The following is a 23,071-nucleotide window of genomic DNA, read 5'->3' as shown; positions in this document are numbered from 1 at the left end:
ATCTGAGTGGTTTTTCCCGAAAATCGATGATTTATTCCCGTATCTGAGTGATTTTTCCCGAAAATCGATGATTTACTCCCGTATCTGAGTGATTTTCCTTAAGCTTCATCAAGGCGCAACTGCACATCCGGAATTGGAGCATTGGCACTCTCTTTGGCGCCTAAAGCCTTGAGGTCATTAGCCTTTTGCACGATGCTCTGACGGCCTGTATAAGCTTTCTTGTAGGCTTCGTCGTAGTCTTTATGCAAAGTTTCGATATCTTTTCCAACTTTATCAAAGCGCTTTACGAAATCACCAACGCGCCGCAGCATTTCATCTGCAAGATCAAACACTCGCTTTTGATTCTCGGTCTGTGCATACTGCCGCCATGCAATCTGTATAATCTTCAGGATTGCCATGAGGTTCTGCTGACTCGTTATAAAGACATGTTTCTCAAAAGCATCATGCCAAAGCTTGGGATCTGTCAACAAGGCCAATTGCAGGGCTCCCTCATAAGGAACGTACATAATCACGAAATCTATGGCGCGACGCGGTGCCTTGATATACGAACTGTAGTCTTTCTTGGCCAAAGAATTGAACTGCGAGCGAATGCTTCTCACAACATCATCTGCATATTTCTTCTTGACAACCTCCTCTTCTGCATTCATATAGTTGGCATAGGCATCGATGGTCATCTTTGAGTCTATGATAACATCCTCGTTGTTAGGGTAATGCAGAATGACATCGGGTATCATCTTCCTGCCGCTATCTTCATTCATCAAGACGTTTCCTTTGTCATCTGTCAGCGTCTGTTGAATGTCATAGTCAATTCCCAAGCGCAGTCCCTGGCTGTCGAGCAGGTTCATCAGCGTTAGTTCTCCCCAATTGCCCTGCACCTTATTAGCCCCTTGCATGACATTCGTCAAACGCGTAGCAGAGGCATCTATCTTGGCAGTCTGCTCGGCCATAGACCTTAATTGTTCAGAAAGAGAAGCCGTATTTTTGGCCGTTTCATTATTCGTCTTATCGATAGCCAGCTGTAACTGTTCGATATTCTGTTTCAAAGGCTGTGTGATATGTGCTATCGACTCTACATTATCTGTCTTCAACTTCTGTGAAGTCTGTTCCAGAATTTTTGTCGCAAGGTTCTGAAACTGTTCCTGAACAGTTTCTAACTGCTGAGCGAACTGCTCCTGCCTAAGTTTCTGTTCACGTGAATTCTGCTCATCACGCAACACAGTTTCACGCTCATATTGCTCCTTAAGATGTTCTATATCCTTCTGATGCTGCTGCTTTTCTGCTTCCAATTGCGTCTGAAGGTTAGCATTAGCCAACTTATTTTCATTCATCTTATTATTCAGAATGAAATATGAACCACCTGCACCCAAAAGGATTCCCACGAATATATATACCACTATCATATACTTGTAATTTTTAATTGAACACGATTTAGCAATAAACGCTGCACTATTCCCCGTACTGCCAGATATAAGATAAATGCCAACCAAAGTGCATGATTACCCAACCAAACTGATAATGAGAAATAAACGACAAAGAAACTGACCGCTGAAAGAAAGGAAGATATCAGCATATAGCGCGTCATGGTGGCCCCAATATAAATACCATCAAGTACAAATGCAAGGAAACCTGCCAAAGGAATGAGCACCACCCAATAGAAATAGACTTCTGATGTGGCAAGCACACTACTGCTGTCGGTAATCAATCGCAGGAAAAGTCTTCCCCCCCCTATATATATAATGGTAGCAACAAGTGCTATCCCGATGCCCCATCTCAACAGACGGGAAGTAAAAAGACTGAATGACGGCAAGTCTTTCGCCCCATAACTCTTGCCACACAAAGCCTCTGCTGCAAAGGCAAAGCCATCCATTACATAGGAAAACATAGTAAAGAATGTCATCAGCAATGTGTTTGCTGAAAGGATAAGATCCCCTTGCCGTGCCCCTAAAGAGGTGAAAGACAAATTGACTGCAACCAAAAAGAGCGTACGAAGAAAGATATCTCTGTTGACTAAAAACAAGCCTTTCCATTTCACAGGAGAGTGTAAGACAGTAGACTTCGTCTTCAATTCAACTATCTGCCTGAAGGCAAACCAAATTCCCAATAAAGCCCCACTCCATTGTGCAATGACAGTTCCTAAGGCCACTCCTTCGATTTTCATACCAAGAACTATAACGAAGAAAAGACTTAAAACGATATTGACTACATTCTGAAACAAGGCTATCAGCATGGGAATACGCGTATTCTGAAGTCCAACAAACCAACCATTGAGCGCATAGAGAGCCAACATAGCAGGTGCTCCCCAAATACAAATGGAAAAATAAACGCGTGTGAGCCGCATCACCGATGACGATGGGTGCATCAGCCAAAGTGAAAATTCACACAAGGGAAACTGTAATATTATAAAGAGAAAACCTATTGAAAGCGCGATATACATAGAACGACGGAGCACTTGCAGCACAGCTTTATAATCTTTGCGCCCCAATGCCTGAGAAGCCATACCGCTATTTCCCATACGGAGGAAACCGAAAATCCAATAGATAACATTGAATATCATAGAACCAACAGCAATGGCTCCGATATACGTTTCCGACCCAATATGCCCTACAATAGCAAGGTCTACAAGGCCTAAAAGCGGCACTGTTATATTGGAGACAATGGAAGGAAGCGCCAATTTCAAGATTGCATTATCTGTCACATTCATAGCTACAAAAGTAGTATAAAAAAGAAAGATAACAAAGGAAATAAAAAGAAAAAGGAGAATGTCTCACGACAAACTCCTTTCATAATTCTTACTAAAACTTAATTAATCACTAAAATAAATACTTTATTTAAGTTTAATTGCGACTCGGTCTGGATTTGCTTCGAGTTACTACTCACTACAAAGAGTGTGTAATTTCAGCTTTCTCTCCAAACCGATGGATTCAGAAAAGTAATTGTGATACCTTAGAAGCGGTAGCCTAATGTCAACAGCAACTGATGACGTTTATTGTTTACCTTAGTTGCCGTAGCAATATTGTCTTCATTAGAAGGCGTTTTGCCCTCATAATAGTTAGCAAACGGGAAGTATTCTCCATTCTGTGCACTATACTGATAAGCAAGGTCTACATTGAAGTTCTTATGAGCATATCCAACACCGCATGTAATGCGATTTGTAGCTTTCCAGTTCACAAAACTCGTTGAACTGGCATAATAAGAACCTGGGGAAGCGATTGTCCCGTTCTTTGCACCATTCTCATTAAACATGGCACTCAGGTAATTATAACCTAAACGAACTGACCATTCAGGCATAACCTTAAATTCAGCACCTAACTTCAGCGTATGAACACCTTTCAAAGTTTCTTGGGTATGCGCATTCATTGCTTTGTCTTTATGGCTGCTTTCATAGTAAGTACCATACCAGTTATCATAATAGCCTCCATCCTTGATACGCGTACTCATTGCACTATAGTCTGCATATTCATATGTTGCTCCCAATGCAACAACATTATTAATCGTATGACCAAGACTCAAACCGAATTTCCACGGGGTGTCTACTCTGAAATCATAAGACTCATGTGTAGGCACAGATGTAGTTCCATCTGTCATTGTAGAATAATTCGAAGTTGTCAAATCATACCATGTCGGCGTATTCATATACACACCCACACGAAATGCATTCGCATCAAATGGACGGAAAATTGCACCAAACTTGACATCATAACCAGTACCGGTAATCTCTCTGTTATCATTCAAAGTCAAACCAGGAATTTTATCTGCGTTGGCAACAAAGTTCTCGGTATATTCCGAATGATTGCGATAATGCACGTCATGCAAGCCAATTGTCATACCCAAATAAATACGATTGTTGATATTTCCACTCAAACTGACATCATATTCACCGATATAACCCATATTCTCTTCATTATAAAGATAACCTGTAGCAGGATAATTATAATATTTTCCTGCGTTCTTATTATAAAGAAGATTATCCATATAAAGCCCGTCTATCTGGTTATACGTCATGCTTTTCTTGTCCGTAAAAACTTTATTACGATACTTCTGATAGGTCAATTTGTTCTGTGAAGCATTATTCAACGTGTTGGCTGCACCCAAAATCTGGTCGAAGTTGCGGCTCTTATGGTAATTAAAACCAATATTGAAACCTGAATTAGAGGTTTTATTGAGCACATATACAAAACCTATCTGATCAAAGCTGGCATTCGTTTTACCTAACGAATTGAACTTGGTTGCATCCTGCTGACTGACCAATCCGAAAGATAAATCGACCTTTGACTTACGGAACAAGCCGACACCTGCAGGGTTTGTACTCATCGTTGAGACATCAGCACCAAGCGCTTCCATAGCACCACCCATACCAACATAACGGGCCGTACCATTCAAATCATTATCAACGAGTCTTGTGTTCTCGTATGTTTCCTGAGCCATTGCAGACATGCCACATAGGGAGAACACTGCAACGGAAATATATAACCTTTTCATAAGCTGTATTCTTTTTGTTTTCATTACATGTTATCTACGACCTCCAAACGAGCCACCTGAATGGAAACCACCGCCCCCGGAGAAGCCACCACCAGAGTTACCGCCTGAGAAACCTCCGCCGGAATGCACACTTCCTCCAAAGGAAGAGCCTGAGTCGAAACCTCCTGAATTATAAGAACGACTTGGAACCGGATTATATGATTCGCGCGGAGGATTGTTGTTGTAAGAGCGTGAAGGTATTCCATTGTTACCAGTATTGTAAGAACGACTGCCTTCTACACTGCGAGAACCGCCAAACATACCGCTATTGCCAACACGAACTCCTGGAGCAGACGCACCGACAGAACGGCTTGTTCTTGCACTGACACGCGAACCTCCGAAAGTTCCTCTTGGGAATGATGAAGACTCTGCAGTATAACTATGGTTCATTGTGCCTGTCGGACGACTATAACTTACGTAACCGCCATAATAAGGATAGCCGTAATAGCCACCATAATACCATGGACTATACCAGCCTCCATACCAACCGGCATAACCGTAGTAAGGATATCTATAGCCATAATAGCCACCATAGTACCATGGATCATACCATGGATCGTAGAACGGATCATACCAACCATAGCGCCAACGGGCGCCATATCCCCAATAAGGACCAAAGCCCCAAGAATAACTGTAATACCAAGGATCATAGTAACCATCCCAACGACTCATGCGACGAGTATATCTATAATCGTCATCATTGACCATAGTTTCGTAGTATTTTCCGACAAATGTCGTATCAATATACGTAGAATCAGGATAGACGCCATTACCCTTCGTGAACTGGATGATGTCGTTTCCTTTGTCGTCAGTACCTATTTTCTGATAATGGCTCCAATACTTTCCACGACGATTATACTCGTCTACATTACGGTCACTACCCGAATAATAAGTTGATTTCTCAACAACGGAGCTGGTTTCCGAACTCTTTTTCGGCGTGAAATAGAGGTCGTCGTCCTGTGCCATTATAGATAACGGCAACGCTCCTGCAAGGACTGTCATGAGAACAAGTTTTTTCATATGATTACTTTCTATTTTGTTTTACATTCTTTTTCTGATACAAAAATATCTATTCTTTTATTGCAAAAATAAGGAAATTCCCTAATCTGCAATAGGTTTTTCCCTATTTTTATATATATTTGCACTAAAATTAAGCAACATTATGAAGTATCTTGAAATAGATTTTTCAATAGAATGCACCCCGGAGGTTATCGAGGATGCACGTGCATTGCTTGCCGACGCAGCCGGAGATGCAGGCTGTGAGTCGTTTGAAGACACGACAAGCGGACTAAAAGCCTTTGCACAGACCGATAATTGGAACGAAGAACAGATTGCAAAAGCTATTGACGAATTTCTTATTCCTGATGTAAACATCAGCTATACCATAAAGAATGCCGATGATAAAGACTGGAATAAAGAATGGGAAGAACAGGGATTTGAGCCTATCAATATTGACGACAAACTTCTGATTTGCGATGCAAAAAAGAGCCTTCCAGACACTAAAGATAAAAATATTGACCATATTTTCATTGATGCCAAGTTAGCTTTTGGCACCGGTACTCATGAGACAACCCGCATGATTGCTTCTACCCTATTGCATCTCGACCTCAAAGATAAACGCATACTTGATTGCGGTTGCGGAACGGGTATATTGGGAATTATTGCTGCAAAGTATGGTGCTAAGGCCGTTGTCGGCTATGATATTGACGAATGGAGCGTTGAAAACTCACAGCACAACATTGCAATCAACAATGTTGAGAATATTGAAATCTATCATGGTGACGCCCATGTGCTGAACCATATCTCGGGAGTTTTCGACATTGTTACAGCCAATATCAACCGCAACATCATCCTTAATGACATTGCTACATTCAAAAGTGTCATGAAGAAGGATAGCCTTTTAATCCTCAGCGGGTTTTATCAAGCCGATATTCCCATTATCTTAGAGCATGCAAAAGCATTGGGAATGGAAGAATATGGACGAAAGAACGACAACGATTGGGCTTGTTTAATCCTGACAACATAAGGAAACTTTCATAAGAACTCCAGTTGAATTACACCCTTTCTTTTGTAAACTTTATTGCCCATTTTTAACACATCGGAAGGTTATCAACCAGAGGAAAAAGAATGAGAAAATGGACTTTAGTTCACATTTTTACAGGAGTCAGTGTGGGGTTTGATGCAGAATGCGCTGTAATTTGATGCAGATTGCATGGCTATTTGACTCAAAACACACCATAATATAATATAGATTACAAGGTAATCAGACGCAAAATACAATGCTTTTTCACATTATTTTCATCCCTGTTTTGCACATACTTCTATAACATTCTGACTATCAAAGGATTGCAAACTATTAGAAAACAAGCAATATTTGAAGTGAAAAGACCTTTTGTTTCAAATATCCAAACTGAATAATGGATATTGTAAAGTTCCTTGAAAAGATTTAACATATAATTCGCTATCAAGCAAATCAGAAACCATTTCAACTGTAATACAACAGACTTAAAAGTGACTGACTACCACAAAGAAAACTAAATAAACTGCTTAAAAGTGTTAATTAGACACTCACAACATGAAAAATACCCTTAAGAAAGATACAAGTTATCAAGAAAAGTTGTAATTTTACACCAAAATATTAATTCACCTATAATAATCACTCTTGTTTATGAGACACTTAAAAGGAATATTATTCGGAGCAGGAATGGCGACCATTCTGTTCTCTGCATGTGGCACTAAGGAGAATGCCCAGCTGACTGTATCAGGTCTAAACCCTACAGCTTTTGATTCAACAATCAATGGGAAGAAGACCGAGTTGATTACACTTACCAATCACAATGGCATGGAAGTTTGCCTGACAAACTACGGAGGGCGCGTGGTTTCGATTTCAGTGCCCGACAGAAACAGCAAACCTACCGATGTTGTTTTAGGCTATGATAACATTGCACAATATGCTGATACCGTGAATTCTCCTTCAGATTACGGTTCAACTGTCGGTCGCTATGCCAATCGAATTAAGGATGCCAAGCTGACAGTCGACGGTAAAGAATACAAACTAAAAGCCAATGATAATGCAAATTGCCTTCATGGTGGGGGCAACAGTGGCTGGATTCACCAAATCTATGACGTGAAAGAAAAGACCGACTCGTCGGTAGTCTTTGCCATTACTGCTAAGGACGGAGAGAACGGTTTCCCAGGAATGGTCAAGGCTACTGCCACATATACTGTAAAAAGTAACAATACGCTCGACATTGTTTTCGAAGCTACCACCGACAAGGAAACAGTCGTCAACATGACCAACCATTGCTATTTTAACCTTAATGGCGACCTTTCCAAAAAAGGCTTCGACCAGGTGATGTATATCAATGCCGATAAGTTTACTCCAAGTGATAAGTTCTATATCCCTACAGGAGAAATCAGAAATGTGGCTGGCACACCGATGGACTTCCGCAAACCTTCTGTCATCAGTGAGAAATACGACACCACTTTTGACCAGATCAAGAATGCAACGGGCTACGACCACAACTGGTGTCTGAACACCTATAAAGATAACAAAGGTGACGACAAAACTGTTGCAGCAAGCCTATATTCGCCAAAAACAGGCATCAAACTTGAAGTATTCACGAACGAACCTGGGCTTCAGGTATACACAGGCAACTTTCAAGGAACGGGAATTGCCTGTAAGCATGGCGTGAAATACCCCAAACACGTAAGCGTCTGCTTTGAAAGTCAGAAATATCCAGACTCTCCTACTAAGATCAAAGCAAAGACAAAAGGTTGGGAAATATCCAATCCTTATCTCAAACCAGGCGAAAAATACTACAGTCATTTGGCCTACAAGTTTTCCACATCAGAAACTCTTGAAAAATAATCTCATAACAAAAACCTAATAACAAATAAAATGAATAGTATTTCAGAAGCGATAAGTCAGTCGGGATTTAAGTCCATCGACTTGATTATTCTCGTACTTTATCTTGTGCTGCTCGTTAGTCTTGGTCTTTTTCTCAGCCGCAATAAGGGAGGAAAAGAGAAGAGTGCCAACGACTACTTCCTTGCAGGCAACACGCTCACTTGGTGGGCTGTAGGTGCTTCATTGATTGCAGCCAACATTTCAGCAGAACAGTTTATCGGCATGTCGGGAACAGGTTTTCGCGACGGTATTGCCATTGCAGCCTACGAAGTAATGGCTGCTGTGACTTTAGTCGTCATTGGAAAGTTCCTTTTACCGGTGATGCTCGACCGCAAGATCTTTACAATTCCACAGTTTCTCCGCGAGCGTTACAATGATGGTGTAGGATTGGCGTTCTCCATTTTGTGGCTTTTCCTCTATGTATTTGTCAACCTCACTTCCGTGGCATGGCTTGGAGCATTGGCTATCGAGCAGATACTTGGTCTTCAAGGGCTATCCGTAAATATCTTCGGATTAACCATTTCCATGCGTATGCTGATTATTCTCTGTCTGTTTATCATTGCCGGTCTATATTCTATCTACGGTGGTTTGGCTTCTGTAGCATGGACTGATGTGATGCAGGTGACCTTCCTCGTCGGTGGTGGTTTAATTACGGCATACGTTGCTCTGAGCGAAATGGGTAAGGTGTTCGGCACAGATGCACTCGGCGCTTTAAGTCGCGTATATGCTGACCTGACAACAGGCACCCATGTAAATGATGTGCATTTCCACCTTGTCATTCAAGAAAGCCACAACGTGAACGCGTTCGAAAACGTACCAGGTATAGCTGCTGTTGTCGGCGGCGTATGGCTGACTAACTTAGGATATTGGGGATTCAATCAATATATCATTCAGAAAGGGCTTGCAGCCAAAAGCATTGATGAAGCGAAGAAGGGTTTGGTCTTTGCCGGTTTCCTGAAGATTTTAATTCCATTCATCGTAGTATTGCCCGGCATCTGCGCCTACTATATCATGCAGGATCCGCAAGCATTCTCAAGCATTCATCTTGCAGGCAGCATCAACAGAGCCGACGACGCTTATCCCTGGTTAATCAGAAACTTCACCCCGACAGGCATTAAAGGTCTCAGTTTCGCAGCCTTGGCCGCAGCTATCATTTCTTCATTGGCTTCCATGTTCAACTCTACTTCTACCCTTTTCACCATGGATATCTACAAAAAATATATCAATAAGGATGCAAAGGACAAGACATTGGTAAGCGTAGGCCGAATGGTTGCTGTGGGAGCACTGCTCATTGCCTTGGTTGCCGTAGAGCCTTTATTGGGCGGACTTGACCAAGCCTTCCAGTATATTCAGGAATATTCAGGCTTCATCTATCCTGGAATTATCGTTGTTTTTGGCTTAGGGCTTCTCTGGAAACGTGCATCTTCCACAGCTGCTGTATGGACAGCTATCCTCACAATTCCTATGGGCATTTTGTTCAAGATACTGCTGCCGAATGTTGCATTCCAGTTCCGTGCAGGCTACATCTTCATCATTTTGTTCACATTCTTCGTTACTGTCACTTATCTTGACAAGAAGTATATCCGGTGTGAACTCCCTTCAGAAGCTGACCAGAAACAGATGCTGTTATGGGCTAAAGTTTTAGGGTTTGCCGGCGTGTTGATGATAATTGCAGCAGCTGTCGTCACTATTCTCGGTGTAATCAACCCTGGCGGCAATCCTGACACAAGTGTTATAGCCTACCTGAATGATATCGGTTTCCAAGCCTTTTTCTTCTTCGGAGTGCTCACCGGCTCATCAGCTGTCTGGCTTTACAGTAACTCTAAAGATAGCGTTCAAGACGTCAAGGCCCTGCCAATAAACCTGAAGCTCTTTGCAACCAACAGGGGATATACTTTAGGAACATGTGGCATTGTCCTCATTACTTTCCTCCTGTATGCCCTTCTGTGGTAAGGGGGATGTCGTAGGAACCTCATTTATAAAATTCGAGAATTCGGAGTAAGAATTAAGTTCGATAGGGGCAAGGGAGTAAAAAAGGCTCATCCGAGGTCTCGGATGAACGAAAAATAGGAAAAAACGGCTTTCCAACCCCTTGGATGAACAAAAAATAGAAAAAAATGACTTTCCAACCCCTTGGATGAGCAAAAAATGGAAAAAACGGCTTTCCAACCCCTTGGATGAACAAAAAACTGAAAAAAATGGCTTTCCAACCCCTTGGATGAACAAAAAACAGGAAAAAATGACTTTCCAACCCCTTGGATGAGCAAAAAATGGAAAAAACGGCTTTCCAACCCCTTGGATGAACAAAAAATAGAAAAAAATGACTTTCCAACCCCTTGGATGAGCAAAAAATAGGAAAAAATAGCTTTCCAACCCCTTGGAAGTGGAAAAATAGATGGTTGAACTGAATTCGCGTATAAAACTAAAGAGCAAAGGAGATGGCGAATATAACCATCTTCCTGCAGAAATAAAACAATGAAAATATGACAAACTTTTATGGTGAGCATACCAGACTGCTTGTATCCGTCGATTGTATCGTGTTTGGTTTTGAAAAAGGTAAATTGAAACTACTTCTCGGAAAAAGAAAAATGGATCCGGGACGTGGGGAACTTTCTCTCTACGGCGGCTTTGTGGGAGCAAAAGAAAGTCTTTCTGATGCAGCCAACAGAGTATTGCAAGATCTCACTGGTCTGCGTAATCTTTATATGAAACAGGTAGGTGCTTTCGGCAATATCGACCGTGATCCGGGCGAACGTGTCATCTCCATTACCTATTGTGCGCTTATAAATGTCAAAGACTATGATGATAATCTCCGCATACAGCATGACTTGGAATGGGTTAATCTGGAAGAGCTCCCGAAGCTCTATTCCGACCATAACATCATGGTGAACAAGGCTATTACCATGCTCCGCAGACGTGTGAACACAGAGCCTTTGAGTTTCAATCTGCTTCCGGAGCTATTCACCTTGACCCAATTGCAACATGTCTATGAAGCAATCTTGGGTGAAGAAATCGATAAAAGGAACTTCAGAAAACGCATCAAACAGATTGACTTCATCGAGAAGACTGAATTAATTGATAAGATAACTTCGAAACGCGGTGCTGCCCTCTATCGCTTCAACAAGCGCGCATACGAAGATGATCCCAACTTTAAACTATAAAAAAGAAAAAATCATTCTATTGAAATATTATGTTAGAAGAATTGAAAGAAAAGGTCTTTAAGGCAAATCTTGACCTTGTGAAGCACCGGCTCGTCATCTTCACCTGGGGCAACGTTTCAGGCATTGATCGCGAAAAAGGGATGGTTGTCATCAAGCCCTCCGGTGTCAGCTATGAGACGATGAAAGCCTCAGACATGGTTGTTGTCAGCTTGCAGAGTGGAAAAGTTATTGAGGGAGAACTCAATCCGTCATCAGACACTCCGACACATTTGGAACTCTATCGAAACTTTCCCGAGATCGGAGGTATTGTCCATACTCACTCTACCTATGCCACAGCATGGGCACAGGCAGGCTGCAACATTCCTAACATCGGTACGACACACGCAGATTATTTCCATGATGCTATCCCCTGCACTGACGATATGGTAAAAGAGCAAATGAATGAATATGAACTGAATACAGGCGTGGTCATTGTAGAAAAGTTCAATAAAAATCAAATCAACTATATGCACACACCTGGTGTGTTGGTAAAAAATCATGGCCCTTTTTCGTGGGGAAACAGTCCAGACAATGCTGTTTACAATGCTGTTGTCTTGGAACAAACAGCTAAAATGGCATTCATTTCTTTTAATATCAACCCACAGACAACCATGAATCCGTTGCTGATCGAAAAACATTTTAACCGTAAACATGGCCCCAATGCCTATTACGGACAGAAGAAGAAATAATCAGAAAAAACAAACTAAAAACATAAGACAATGATAAAAGCATTTGAGAATTTCGAAGTATGGTTTGTAACCGGTGCACAACTTCTTTATGGAGGAGACGCTGTAAAACAAGTTGATGCGCATTCAAAAGAAATGGTAGAAGGGCTTAACACATCCGGTCTGCTTCCTGTAAAGGTAGTTTATGCGGGGACAGCCAATTCTTCCCATGAAGTAGCAGATGTAATGTCGCGTGCCAACAACGACAAGAAGTGTATCGGTGTCATCACATGGATGCACACTTTCTCACCAGCCAAGATGTGGATTAAAGGCATGCAGATACTGCACAAGCCTCTGCTACATCTGCACACCCAATACAACCAGCAGATACCATGGGAAACAATGGACATGGATTTCATGAACTTAAACCAGAGTGCACATGGTGACCGTGAGTTTGGTCACATCCTTTCACGCCTCCGCAAGAACCACAAAACCGTTGTTGGTTACTGGAACGACGAGAAGACACAGAAACATATTGCTGTATGGGAACGTGTCTGTGCAGGCTGGGCTGATGCACAGGATTGTCTGATACTCCGCTTCGGCGACCAGATGAACAATGTGGCTGTCACCGATGGTGATAAGGTTGCTTTTGAACAGGTGCTGGGATATCATGTAGACTATTGCCCATTCTCTGAAGTTCTTTCTTACTTCGATAAAATTCAAGATGCAGATGTAGACGAACTTGTAAAGGTATACTTTAAGGAATATGCACATGATGCAAAACTTGAAGATAACAAAACCGAAGAATATAAAAAGATATGGAATGCAGCAAAGGCAGAACTTGCACTCCGCGCTGTATTGAAAGCGTATGGTGCAAAAGGCTTTACGACAAACTTTGACGACCTTGGTGATGTAAATGTAGAAGAAACAGGCCATGGTTTTGACCAAATTCCTGGTCTGGCCTCACAACGTTTGATGAGTGAAGGTATCGGTTTCGGTGCAGAAGGTGATTGGAAGTCAGCTGCTCTCTACCGCACCACATGGTTTATGAGCCAAGGTCTGGAAGGAGGAACTTCTTTCCTTGAAGACTACACGCTGAACTTCGATGGCGAAAATACATCTATCCTTGAAGCTCACATGTTGGAAATTAATCCCGACATTGCTGAAGAGAAACCACGTTTGGAAGTACATTTCCTCGGTATAGGATATCGTAAGAGCAAGACAGCCCGCTTGGTTTTCACCAGCAAGCAGGGACATGGTGTCACTGCAACTATTGTAGATATGGGCAATCGCTTCCGCCTGATAGTTAATGATGTCAACCTCATCAAGTCGAAGCCGCTCCCTAAACTTCCTGTTGCCTCTGCACTCTGGGTTCCGGAGCCTTCATTCGAAGTTGGCGTAGGCTGTTGGATTAACGCAGGCGGCACACACCACTCTTGTTTCAGCTTCGGCCTTACAGACGAATACTGGCGAGACTTTGCAGAGATTGCCGACGTCGAAGCTTGTATCATCAACAAGGATACCGATTACGAACAATTCCGCAAAGAATTAAAGTTCAATGAAATATACTATATGTTGAACAAGGCTCTCCGCTAATTATATCTATCACGAATAAAATGAATGAAAAGAAAACAATAGAATCGGGCAAAGCCATTCTCGGTATTGAGTTTGGCTCTACCCGGATAAAAGCTGTTCTTATAGATCCAGAAAATCGCCCCATTTCACAAGGAAGTTTTGAATGGGAAAACAAATTAGTCGACGGACTGTGGACTTATAGTCTTGATGCTATATGGAATGGTTTACAGGAATGCTATGCCGATCTAAGGAAGAATGTAAAACAAACCTATGATGCGGAAATAGAGACATTGGCAGCTATCGGCATCAGCGCCATGATGCATGGCTACATGGCTTTCAATAAAAAAGAGGGAATACTTGTTCCTTTCCGTACATGGCGTAACACTAATACCGCAAAGGCTGCAAGCGAACTCTCAAAACTATTTAATTTCAACATTCCATTGCGTTGGAGCATTTCTCACCTCTACCAATGCATCCTTGACAAAGAAGAACACGTGCAGGATATAGCCTTCCTAACCACATTGGCTGGTTATATTCACTGGCAACTTACAGGCGTAAAAGCACTTGGAGTAGGCGATGCTTCAGGTATGTTCCCCATTGATTCTACAACCAAAGACTATGACGCTGCAATGATTGAAAAATTTAATCAACACATTGCTCATAATCATTTTCATTGGAACATACTTGATATACTTCCAAAAGTACTCTTAGCGGGTGAGAATGCCGGTGTATTAACCGAGAAAGGTGCTCTTCTGATAGACCCCTCCGGTCATCTTAAATCAGAGATTCCTGTCTGTCCACCGGAAGGCGATGCAGGAACAGGCATGGCAGCTACCAATGCCATCAAGCAGCGTACCGGCAACGTCTCTGCCGGCACTTCCTCATTCTCAATGATTGTATTGGAGAAGCAACTTTCCAAACCCTACGAGATGATAGACATGGTGACTACGCCAGATGGCAGTCCTGTTGCAATGGTTCACTGCAACAACTGCACGTCAGATTTGAACTCCTGGGTAAATCTATTTAAAGAGTATCAGCAACTTATCGGCATTAAAGTCGACATGAATGAAGTGTTTGGGAAATTATATAACCATGCGCTTGAAGGTGATAAAGATTGCGGAGGCCTCATTGCATACAATTACATTTCGGGGGAACCCGTCACAGGATTGGCAGAAGGCCGTCCCCTATTCGTTCGTTCAGCCAATGACAAATTCAATCTGGCAAATTTCATGCGTGCCAATCTTTATGCATCAGTAGGCGTGCTTAAAATTGGCAACGACATTTTGTTTAACGAAGAAAAGATACGTGTCGACCGTATTACTGCACACGGAGGCTTATTCAAAACAAAAGGTGTGGGGCAACGCATCCTTGCTGCCGCTCTCAATTCTCCAATCTCTGTCATGGAAACAGCAGGAGAAGGTGGTGCGTGGGGAATTGCTCTTCTCGCGGGCTATCTCATCAACAAAGCCGTAAACCAATCTTTAGCTGACTATCTTGACGAAATGGTCTTCATTGGAAATATCGGTACAGAAATTACACCAACCGCCGAGGAAGTTGAAGGATTCAACACCTATATTGAGAACTACAAAGTAGGATTACCCATTGAACAGGCTGCTGTCAAATTCAAAAAGTGAGTTCTACGTTTACATGCAATTAAAACCTGATAAAATTGATTGAATGGAGATATCAAAATCTCTATCTATTACATTATGATATGAATTCTGTTTAAGAAACGGCTATCCAACCCCTTGGAAATGCAGAAATCGCTGAAAAATGCCCGTCGTCGGCCGACGAAATGCTGAAAACGCGAAAAACCGCGTTTCGTAGGGGTACAATCAATAAAAAAAGGCAAAAACAGCCTTTCGTAGGGGTACGACGGACAAAAAGCGCTGAAAATCGGCTTTCGGCCATGGCCGAAGAGCAGAAAACAGCAAAAAAAGCGTTTCGGCCACGGCCGAAGAGTAGAAAACAACAAAAACAACATTTCGGCCACGGCCGAAACTGAAAAAACGGCGAAAAACGGCTTTCCCACTATCGGGAAGCAGCAAGATTGACGTTTAAACCGAATTCACGTATATTATTATTAAAACCTATTAGTAGAAATGAAAAGACAATTGATAACTATTACGATGCTGGCATCAGCATTTAATCTGACGATGTCGGCACAAGATGCAAAGATTAGCATTCATACTAATCAAGTCAAAGACAAGATTAACAAAGAAATCTACGGACAGTTTGCAGAGCATTTAGGGTCGTGCATCTATGGTGGTTTATGGGTAGGCCCTGAATCAAAAATTCCAAATATCAACGGCTATAGAAAAGATGTTCTCTATGCTTTAAAAGATTTAAAAGTGCCGGTTTTAAGATGGCCGGGCGGCTGTTTTGCTGATGAATATCACTGGATGGATGGTATCGGCCCGCGTAATCAGCGCCCCAAGATGCAGAACAACAACTGGGGAGGAACCATTGAAGACAATTCCTTCGGTACGCACGAATTTCTCAATCTGTGCGAACTCTTGGGAGCCGAACCGTATATCAGTGGCAATGTCGGTTCAGGAACGGTTGAAGAACTTGCTAAATGGGTTGAGTATATGACCAGCGACGGCGATACACCAATGGCTAATCTACGCAGGAAAAACGGACGTGAGAAATCATGGAACGTCAAATACCTCGGTGTAGGAAACGAGAGCTGGGGCTGTGGTGGCAATATGCGTCCTGAGTACTACAGCGATCTCTACCGCCGTTATTCCGTCTATTGCCGCAACTATGACAAGCACCAACTCTATAAGATTGCTTCTGGAGCAAGCGACTATGATTACAACTGGACAAGAGTGCTGATGGACAATGTGGGCAATCGCATGAATGGATTATCTCTACACTACTATACCGTAACAGGTTGGAACGGCAGCAAGGGATCAGCTACGAAGTTCTCGAACGAAGACTACTATTGGACAATAGGTAAATGTCTCGAAATTGAGGAAGTCATAAAAAAGCACAGTGCTATCATGGACCAAAAAGATCCGGGAAAGAGAATTGGTCTTCTTGTTGATGAATGGGGAACATGGTGGGACGAAGAACCAGGCACTGTCAGAGGACATCTTTATCAACAGAATACCATGCGCGATGCCTTTGTTGCAGCGCTGTCGCTCAATGTTTTCCACCGCCATGCTGATCGTGTAAAAATGGCTAACATAGCCCAAGTAGTCAATGTACTTCAAAGCATGATACTGACAGACACAAAAGATGCAGGCCACATGGTATTGACTCCTACATATCATGTATTTCGCATGTATCAACCGTTCCAGGACGCAAAAGCACTTTCACTGGATGTGACATGTGATTCCATGAAAGTAAGGGACAATCGAACCATTCCGATGATTTCGACAAGTGCCGCCAAAACAAAAGAAGGCTGCCTTGTTGTTTCGTTGGCAAACGTCAGTCTTGACAAGGCACAGGAAGTTGAATTCACAACCGATGGAATGACTGCAAAAACCGTTAAGGGAGAAATCCTAACCGGTAAGAATATTGCAGACTATAATGATTTCAACCACCCGGACACCGTAAAACCTGTAGCATTCAAGGATATAAAAATAAAGAAAAATACGATAAAAGCTAAAATTCCCGCAAAGTCTATCGTCGTTTTAAATATTAAATAGTATATTTGTAACAAATAAAAACACTATCATGAACGATATTAAAGTTATGAACCATGCTGCAGACAATATCCGTATTCTTGCTGCAGCAATGGTAGAGAAGGCAAACTCGGGACATCCTGGTGGTGCAATGGGCGGAGCTGATTTTATCAACGTGCTCTTTGCTGAATATTTAGTCTACGACCCGTCAGATCCGACATGGACCGGTCGGGACCGCTTTTTCCTCGATCCAGGACACATGAGCCCTATGCTGTATGCAGGGTTAGCGCTTCGCGGTTATTTTACTCTTGATGATCTCCAGCAATTCCGGCAGTGGGGTTCTGTTACGCCTGGACACCCGGAACTCGATATTACACGTGGCATAGAGAACTCATCCGGACCGCTTGGCCAGGGACATGCCATGGCAGCTGGTGCTGCGATAGCAGAGAAATTCCTTGAAGCGCGTCTTGGAAAAACCATGATGCAACATAAAATCTATGCATACATCAGTGACGGAGGAATACAGGAAGAAATCTCACAGGGTGTGGGACGTATTGCCGGTAACTTAGGCTTAAACAATCTCATCATGTTCTATGACTCCAACGACATCCAGCTTTCTACAGAATGTGGCGTTGTAATGTCCGAAGATACAGAGATGAAATACAAGGCTTGGGGCTGGAATGTTCTTAAGATTAATGGCAACGATGTAGCTGAAATTCGCAAAGCCTTAGATATTGCACAAAATGAAAAAGAGCGCCCTACCCTTATCATTGGTAAGACAATCATGGGCAAAGGTGCATTGAAAGAAGATGGCAGCAACTATGAACACAATATCAAGACACACGGTGCACCGCTCGGCGGAGAAGCTTATATCAATACTATTAAAAACTTAGGTGGTAATCCTGACCATGCATTTGCTTTCTTCGATGATGTTAAAGAGTTGTATGCAAAACGTACAGAAGAATTGAAAAAGATTGTCGCAGAACGTAAGGGCGCTGAACAAGAATGGCGCAAAGCTAATCCCGAGAAGGCAGCCCGAATGGACGAATGGTTCAGTGGCAATGCTCCCAAGATAGATTGGAGCAAAGTAAGTCAAAAGGAAGGTTCTGCCACACGTGTCGCCAGTGCAGCTTGTCTAAGCGTTTTAGCCGAGCAGGTACCTAATATGATTTGCGCTTCTGCCGACCTAAGCAATTCTGATAAGACTGACGGTTTCCTTAAAAAGACCAAGAGCTTTGTTCGCGGCGACTTCAGCGGAGCTTTCTTCCAAGCCGGAGTTGCAGAGCTTACCATGGCCGACATGTGTATCGGTATGATGCTGCATGGTGGTGTTGTCACAGCAATGGGTACATTCTTCGTATTCTCTGACTACATGAAACCAGCAGTACGCATGGCAGCATTGATGCAGGTTCCTGTAAAGTTCATTTGGACACACGATGCATTCCGCGTAGGTGAAGATGGGCCAACACACGAACCTGTTGAACAGGAAGCACAAATCCGACTAATGGAAAAACTGAAGAACCATTCAGGTAAGGATAGCGTACGCGTGTTCCGCCCTGCAGATGCTGATGAGACTACGGTTTGCTGGAAATTGGCTATGGAAAACATGGCTACTCCTACAGCACTGATACTCTCACGCCAAGGCATTGCCAAACTGCCTGCAGGAAACGATTACGAACAAGCTGCAAAGGGTGCTTATATTGTCGAGGGATCGGATGAAAACCCTGATGTAATTCTCGTGGCAAGTGGTTCCGAAGTTTCTACTTTGGTTTCCGGATGCGAAACACTGCGCAAGGAAGGCATTAAAGTCCGCATTGTCAGTGCTCCCTCTGAAGGTTTGTTCCGCACACAGAACAAGGAATACCAAGAAGCAATATTGCCTTATGGCATCAAGAAATTCGGTATGACGGCCGGCCTGCCGGTTACCCTTGAGGGACTTGTCGGTATTGGCCCCAACAGTAAAATCTTCGGTTTATCAAGCTTTGGCTTCTCTGCTCCTTACAAGGTGCTGGATGAGAAACTGGGATACACAGGTGAAAACGTCTACAAGCAGGTGAAAGCCTTCCTTGCAGAATAATTGAAATAAACGATTATCGGGGAAAGGGTCAACAGACTTTTTCCCTTATCCTTTTAACCTTTAACACAGATTTGCCTATGGAAGTTAAAACAGTAGGTCTTGCCTGCGATCATGCAGGCTTTCCTTTGAAACAGTTTGTACTCGAGTATCTTGAAAAGAAAGGGTATCAAGTAAAAGACTTTGGCACATACAGTAGTGAGAGCGTTGATTATCCCGACTTTGCCCATCCATTAGCAGAGGCAGTAGAGAATGGCGACGTTTATCCCGGCATCGGCATATGTGGCAGCGGCGAAGGCATGGCCATTACGCTCAACAAACACCAGGGAGTGCGTGCAGGCCTTGCATGGAATAAAGACATTGCTCAATTGATCAGACAGCATAACGATGCCAATGTCATTGTTTTGCCCGGACGCTTCATTGACAACAAAACCGCAGAAAAGATTCTTGATGCATTCTTCACAGCTACGTTTGAAGGTGGTCGCCACGAGCGCCGAGTGAAGAAAATACCACTAAAAGAGTAAGAAGCAAATAAAAAAGGAAAGTCTAAATAGGCTTTCCTTTTTTATCATTCTATAGCATCAAATGATTATGCTTCTTTCTTATTCTTCCGTTCTTTAGCAATCTCCCGCCCCGAAGTCTCGGGGAGATGGAACTGGTAGTTTTCATTAAACACCTCTCCGACTTTATTAATCTCAAGGAATGAGGTTCCCCCACCCTCACCGAAACTGCCGCTCAGATAAGCAACCTTATCCTCATCTTTGATATATCCTTTCTGCCGAAGCATGCGCAAAGCAGCAAAGAACATGTATTGAGAACTGACCTCTTCGTGCTGATATATCGGGATAACTCCATAGCTGAGGTTCAGCCAGCGCTGCGTCTTTTCATTATAACATATAGCCAATACAGGTACAGGCCCACGGAAAGCCGCCAGATTGCGTGCCGTCTGACCAGTCTCACTGTCGGTAATAATTCCCGCAACCCCAAGCTTTCGGGTAGCATCAATCGCTGCATGAGCTAAGAATGCACGCTGATCCAAATCACCATTTGACCATGGAGCCTCTATTTCTTCCCGTCGGGAATTGTCCTTCTCTGCCTGTTCTGCAATACGTGCCATGGTCTGAACAGCCTCAAGCGGATATTTGCCACTGGCCGTCTCGCCGCTCAACATCAAGGCATCTGTACGATAATAGATTGCATTAGCTATATCCGTTACCTCGGCACGCGTTGGCCGAGGATTGTTAATCATCGTATGAAGCATTTGTGTTGCCACAATAACAGGCTTACACTTAGCCACGCATTTGCGGATAATATTTCGCTGAATGCCAGGAATACGCTCAATAGGAACTTCAATACCAAGGTCACCACGCGCAATCATCACACCATATGAGGCATCTATAATCTCATCGATATTGTCTACACCCTCTTGATTTTCAATCTTTGAGATAATCTTTATGTCACTGTGATGCTCATCTAAGATATCCTGGACTTCCTTCACGTCAGCAGCATTTCTGACAAAAGAATGGGCAATGAAATCAATGTCAAGTTCTATGGCTAACAAGATATTACGTCTGTCTTTTTCTGTAAGTGCAGGCAAATCAATATGTTCTCCCGGTATATTCACACTCTTGTGAGCACCCAGAACGCCATCATTCTGTACCTGTGCCACCAGCATCGGGCCACTATTCTCTATGACGCGCATATCAAGTTCGCCGTCATCAAACAGCAAATCATCACCCACTTTCACATCCTTTGTGATATCGCGATAAGAAACATTGATGATATCATGCGAGCTGTCCATCTCCGGACGACCGAATACTTTCACCATATCACCGGCCTTATATTGCAAGGGGATTTCCACTCCCGTGGTACGAACTTCCGGCCCTTTCGTATCTATCATGATACCGATATGTGGCGAAACAGCGCGCACATTCTTTACAATCGTCCGTATACCCTCTGGCGTTGCATGAGCGGTATTCATTCGAACCACATTCATTCCTGCAAAGAAAAGCTTGCGAATAAAATCCTGATCACATCTCCGATCACTTATCGAGGCAACAATTTTTGTTTGTTTCATATAGCTATCTTGAATTTTCCTGCAAAGTTAAGGCAAATCTTACATAATTCAAAGTATTTGCTCTTGTTTTATCTCTTTTTGCATATTTCACTGAAAGAGAACCGTGCTTCAGCTTTTCACAGACACCCATTACCCCATAAGACAACATGGGATAATCATCAAGACAGACGCTGATGGCGCAGATGCACAAAGTACACACACCACGCCACAGAGCCTATCATCTGCAGTAAAGCAGCATGAAGCATAAAGGTTAGCTATTCCTCATTTCCTGAAGCAGCTGTTTCTGGCGCTCGCTTAGTCCTGTAGGCAGCTTCACATTATAAACGATTATCAAATCGCCATATGTTCCATTGCCTCGGCTGTAGCCTCGTCCACGCACACGCACTTTCGTTCCATTCTGAGTTTCGGGCTTTACTTTCAGTTTTATCTTCTGTCCATTACTGAGCTGTATAAGCACTTCTCCACCTAACAAAGCTGTGTACATATCAATGCTGACCTTTGCTTCCATCTGTCCACTGCTCTGTTGTTGCTGGGCACCAAAGCCAGACGAGCGAAAACGACCACCTCCAAACAAATCTTGGAAGAAACTGGAGAAACCTCCACCTCCACTTCCATAGCCACTGAAGTCGAAGCCTTCGAAAGGATTACCGCCGCTAAAACCTTCGGTATCATTACCTTGAAAGGCATCAGCCTGCCTCCACTGTTCGCCATATTTGTCATACTTGGCCCGCTTTTCCGGGTCACTAATCACGTCATAGGCCTCATTCAAAGCCTGAAACTTCGCCTTTGCTTTCGGATCATTTGGGTGTAAATCGGGATGAAACAGCTTTGCGCGCTTCCGATAAGCCGCCCTAACATCCTTCTGTGGAATGTTCCGGTCGACTCCAAGAATTTTATAATAGTCAATAAATGCCATAATTATTTTCCTCCATATTAATTGTTTATCTTTTGTCCTTTGATATTAGTACAGCAAAAATCATGCCCAACCCAAGCCTCTTGATGATATCTTTCATCCACCAATTGAAATACAAACAGACGACTATCTGGTATATAAATAACCTTATAAACAAGTTAAATAATTATATACCAGATTAATAATATACTACTATTCAAGTTTATCTACAAAATATTCTCATTCACACTAATCCTCAAAGACACTTACAAGCGAAAGCTAAGAAAACCAAATCGAATGTAAACTTTCCGATTGGCATATTATGTTTCCATTGAACGTTCATCATCACATGAAGCTACTTTTCCCATAAATCTTCTCAACCTGTGTGATGAGAACAAAGATAAGTCTGCCACTTTTAACATCATCCCGAACACGAATCATCAGGGAGCAAACAATATTTAGTCCGCATTGAATAAATTATATTACTGCTGACAGATTATATGCAGTTTAAATTAGTAAATGCGACAG

At 42.7% G+C, this 23,071-nt stretch carries 17 protein-coding genes; 11 read left to right on the top strand and 6 right to left on the bottom strand.

What is annotated here, in order from left to right:
- Positions 1 to 98: 98 nt before the first annotated feature.
- From rmuC to HMPREF2983_RS12020, 4 genes are all read right to left on the bottom strand, one after another.
- Positions 99 to 1,400, bottom strand: coding sequence for a DNA recombination protein RmuC (rmuC, locus tag HMPREF2983_RS12035; RefSeq protein ID WP_070668760.1), 1,302 nt, complete (start codon positions 1,398 to 1,400; stop codon positions 99 to 101).
- Positions 1,397 to 2,701 (bottom strand): MATE family efflux transporter, encoded by a 1,305-nt coding sequence (locus HMPREF2983_RS12030; RefSeq protein ID WP_070668757.1) that lies wholly within the window; start codon positions 2,699 to 2,701, stop codon positions 1,397 to 1,399. The genes rmuC and HMPREF2983_RS12030 overlap by 4 nt, the downstream gene beginning before the upstream one ends.
- Before the next feature lie 242 nt (positions 2,702 to 2,943).
- Positions 2,944 to 4,479 carry an OmpP1/FadL family transporter gene (locus tag HMPREF2983_RS12025; protein ID WP_070668998.1) on the bottom strand — a complete coding sequence of 512 codons (1,536 nt, stop codon included), beginning with the start codon at positions 4,477 to 4,479 and terminating at the stop codon, positions 2,944 to 2,946.
- Between the two features lie 30 nt (positions 4,480 to 4,509).
- Positions 4,510 to 5,538 carry a hypothetical protein gene (locus HMPREF2983_RS12020; protein WP_070668754.1) on the bottom strand — a complete coding sequence of 343 codons (1,029 nt, stop codon included), beginning with the start codon at positions 5,536 to 5,538 and terminating at the stop codon, positions 4,510 to 4,512.
- Positions 5,539 to 5,680: 142 nt separating this feature from the next.
- On the opposite strand from HMPREF2983_RS12020, the gene prmA reads away from it, so the two are divergent.
- The 11 genes from prmA to rpiB all read left to right on the top strand — a co-directional run bounded on the left by prmA (position 5,681) and on the right by rpiB (position 20,098).
- Positions 5,681 to 6,544 (top strand): 50S ribosomal protein L11 methyltransferase, encoded by an 864-nt coding sequence (prmA, locus tag HMPREF2983_RS12015; protein ID WP_070668751.1) that lies wholly within the window; start codon positions 5,681 to 5,683, stop codon positions 6,542 to 6,544.
- A gap of 642 nt (positions 6,545 to 7,186) precedes the next feature.
- Positions 7,187 to 8,389 (top strand): aldose epimerase family protein, encoded by a 1,203-nt coding sequence (locus HMPREF2983_RS12010; RefSeq protein ID WP_070668748.1) that lies wholly within the window; start codon positions 7,187 to 7,189, stop codon positions 8,387 to 8,389.
- A gap of 30 nt (positions 8,390 to 8,419) precedes the next feature.
- Positions 8,420 to 10,381: a sodium/sugar symporter gene (locus HMPREF2983_RS12005; protein WP_070668745.1), complete on the top strand. Its 1,962-nt coding sequence runs from the start codon at positions 8,420 to 8,422 to the stop codon at positions 10,379 to 10,381.
- Between the two features lie 139 nt (positions 10,382 to 10,520).
- The gene (locus HMPREF2983_RS14090; RefSeq protein ID WP_168166214.1) at positions 10,521 to 10,691 is read left to right on the top strand and encodes a hypothetical protein; all 171 of its coding nucleotides are present in this window, start codon (positions 10,521 to 10,523) and stop codon (positions 10,689 to 10,691) included.
- A 220-nt stretch (positions 10,692 to 10,911) separates the two neighbouring features.
- The gene (locus HMPREF2983_RS12000; protein ID WP_018920376.1) at positions 10,912 to 11,589 is read left to right on the top strand and encodes an NUDIX hydrolase; all 678 of its coding nucleotides are present in this window, start codon (positions 10,912 to 10,914) and stop codon (positions 11,587 to 11,589) included.
- Positions 11,590 to 11,618: 29 nt separating this feature from the next.
- Entirely contained in the window at positions 11,619 to 12,317 is a 699-nt protein-coding gene (locus HMPREF2983_RS11995; protein ID WP_070668743.1) for an L-ribulose-5-phosphate 4-epimerase, read from the top strand.
- Between the two features lie 30 nt (positions 12,318 to 12,347).
- The gene (gene araA / locus HMPREF2983_RS11990; RefSeq protein ID WP_070668740.1) at positions 12,348 to 13,889 is read left to right on the top strand and encodes an L-arabinose isomerase; all 1,542 of its coding nucleotides are present in this window, start codon (positions 12,348 to 12,350) and stop codon (positions 13,887 to 13,889) included.
- A gap of 20 nt (positions 13,890 to 13,909) precedes the next feature.
- Positions 13,910 to 15,502, top strand: coding sequence for a xylulokinase (locus HMPREF2983_RS11985; protein WP_070668738.1), 1,593 nt, complete (start codon positions 13,910 to 13,912; stop codon positions 15,500 to 15,502).
- Between the two features lie 468 nt (positions 15,503 to 15,970).
- Positions 15,971 to 17,524, top strand: a complete 1,554-nt coding sequence (locus HMPREF2983_RS11975) for an alpha-N-arabinofuranosidase (RefSeq protein WP_070668732.1) — start codon at positions 15,971 to 15,973, stop codon at positions 17,522 to 17,524.
- A gap of 28 nt (positions 17,525 to 17,552) precedes the next feature.
- Positions 17,553 to 19,577: a transketolase family protein gene (locus HMPREF2983_RS11970; RefSeq protein WP_070668729.1), complete on the top strand. Its 2,025-nt coding sequence runs from the start codon at positions 17,553 to 17,555 to the stop codon at positions 19,575 to 19,577.
- A 77-nt stretch (positions 19,578 to 19,654) separates the two neighbouring features.
- Positions 19,655 to 20,098, top strand: coding sequence for a ribose 5-phosphate isomerase B (rpiB, locus tag HMPREF2983_RS11965; RefSeq protein WP_004376350.1), 444 nt, complete (start codon positions 19,655 to 19,657; stop codon positions 20,096 to 20,098).
- A gap of 65 nt (positions 20,099 to 20,163) precedes the next feature.
- Here the strand turns inward: rpiB and pyk are convergent, their stop codons facing one another.
- Together pyk and HMPREF2983_RS11955 are read right to left on the bottom strand one after the other, a co-directional pair.
- Complete coding sequence (gene pyk, locus HMPREF2983_RS11960) at positions 20,164 to 21,651, bottom strand: pyruvate kinase (protein WP_018920382.1); 1,488 nt, start codon at positions 21,649 to 21,651, stop codon at positions 20,164 to 20,166.
- A gap of 250 nt (positions 21,652 to 21,901) precedes the next feature.
- Positions 21,902 to 22,567: a DnaJ domain-containing protein gene (locus HMPREF2983_RS11955; protein WP_004375039.1), complete on the bottom strand. Its 666-nt coding sequence runs from the start codon at positions 22,565 to 22,567 to the stop codon at positions 21,902 to 21,904.
- Between the last annotated feature and the right edge of the window lie 504 nt (positions 22,568 to 23,071).

The organism is Prevotella sp. HMSC077E09 (assembly GCF_001814685.1).
GTDB lineage: Bacteria > Bacteroidota > Bacteroidia > Bacteroidales > Bacteroidaceae > Prevotella > Prevotella oris.
The sequence above is the reverse complement of the archived record's forward strand: the minus strand, read 5'-3'. Positions and strand labels throughout refer to the sequence as shown.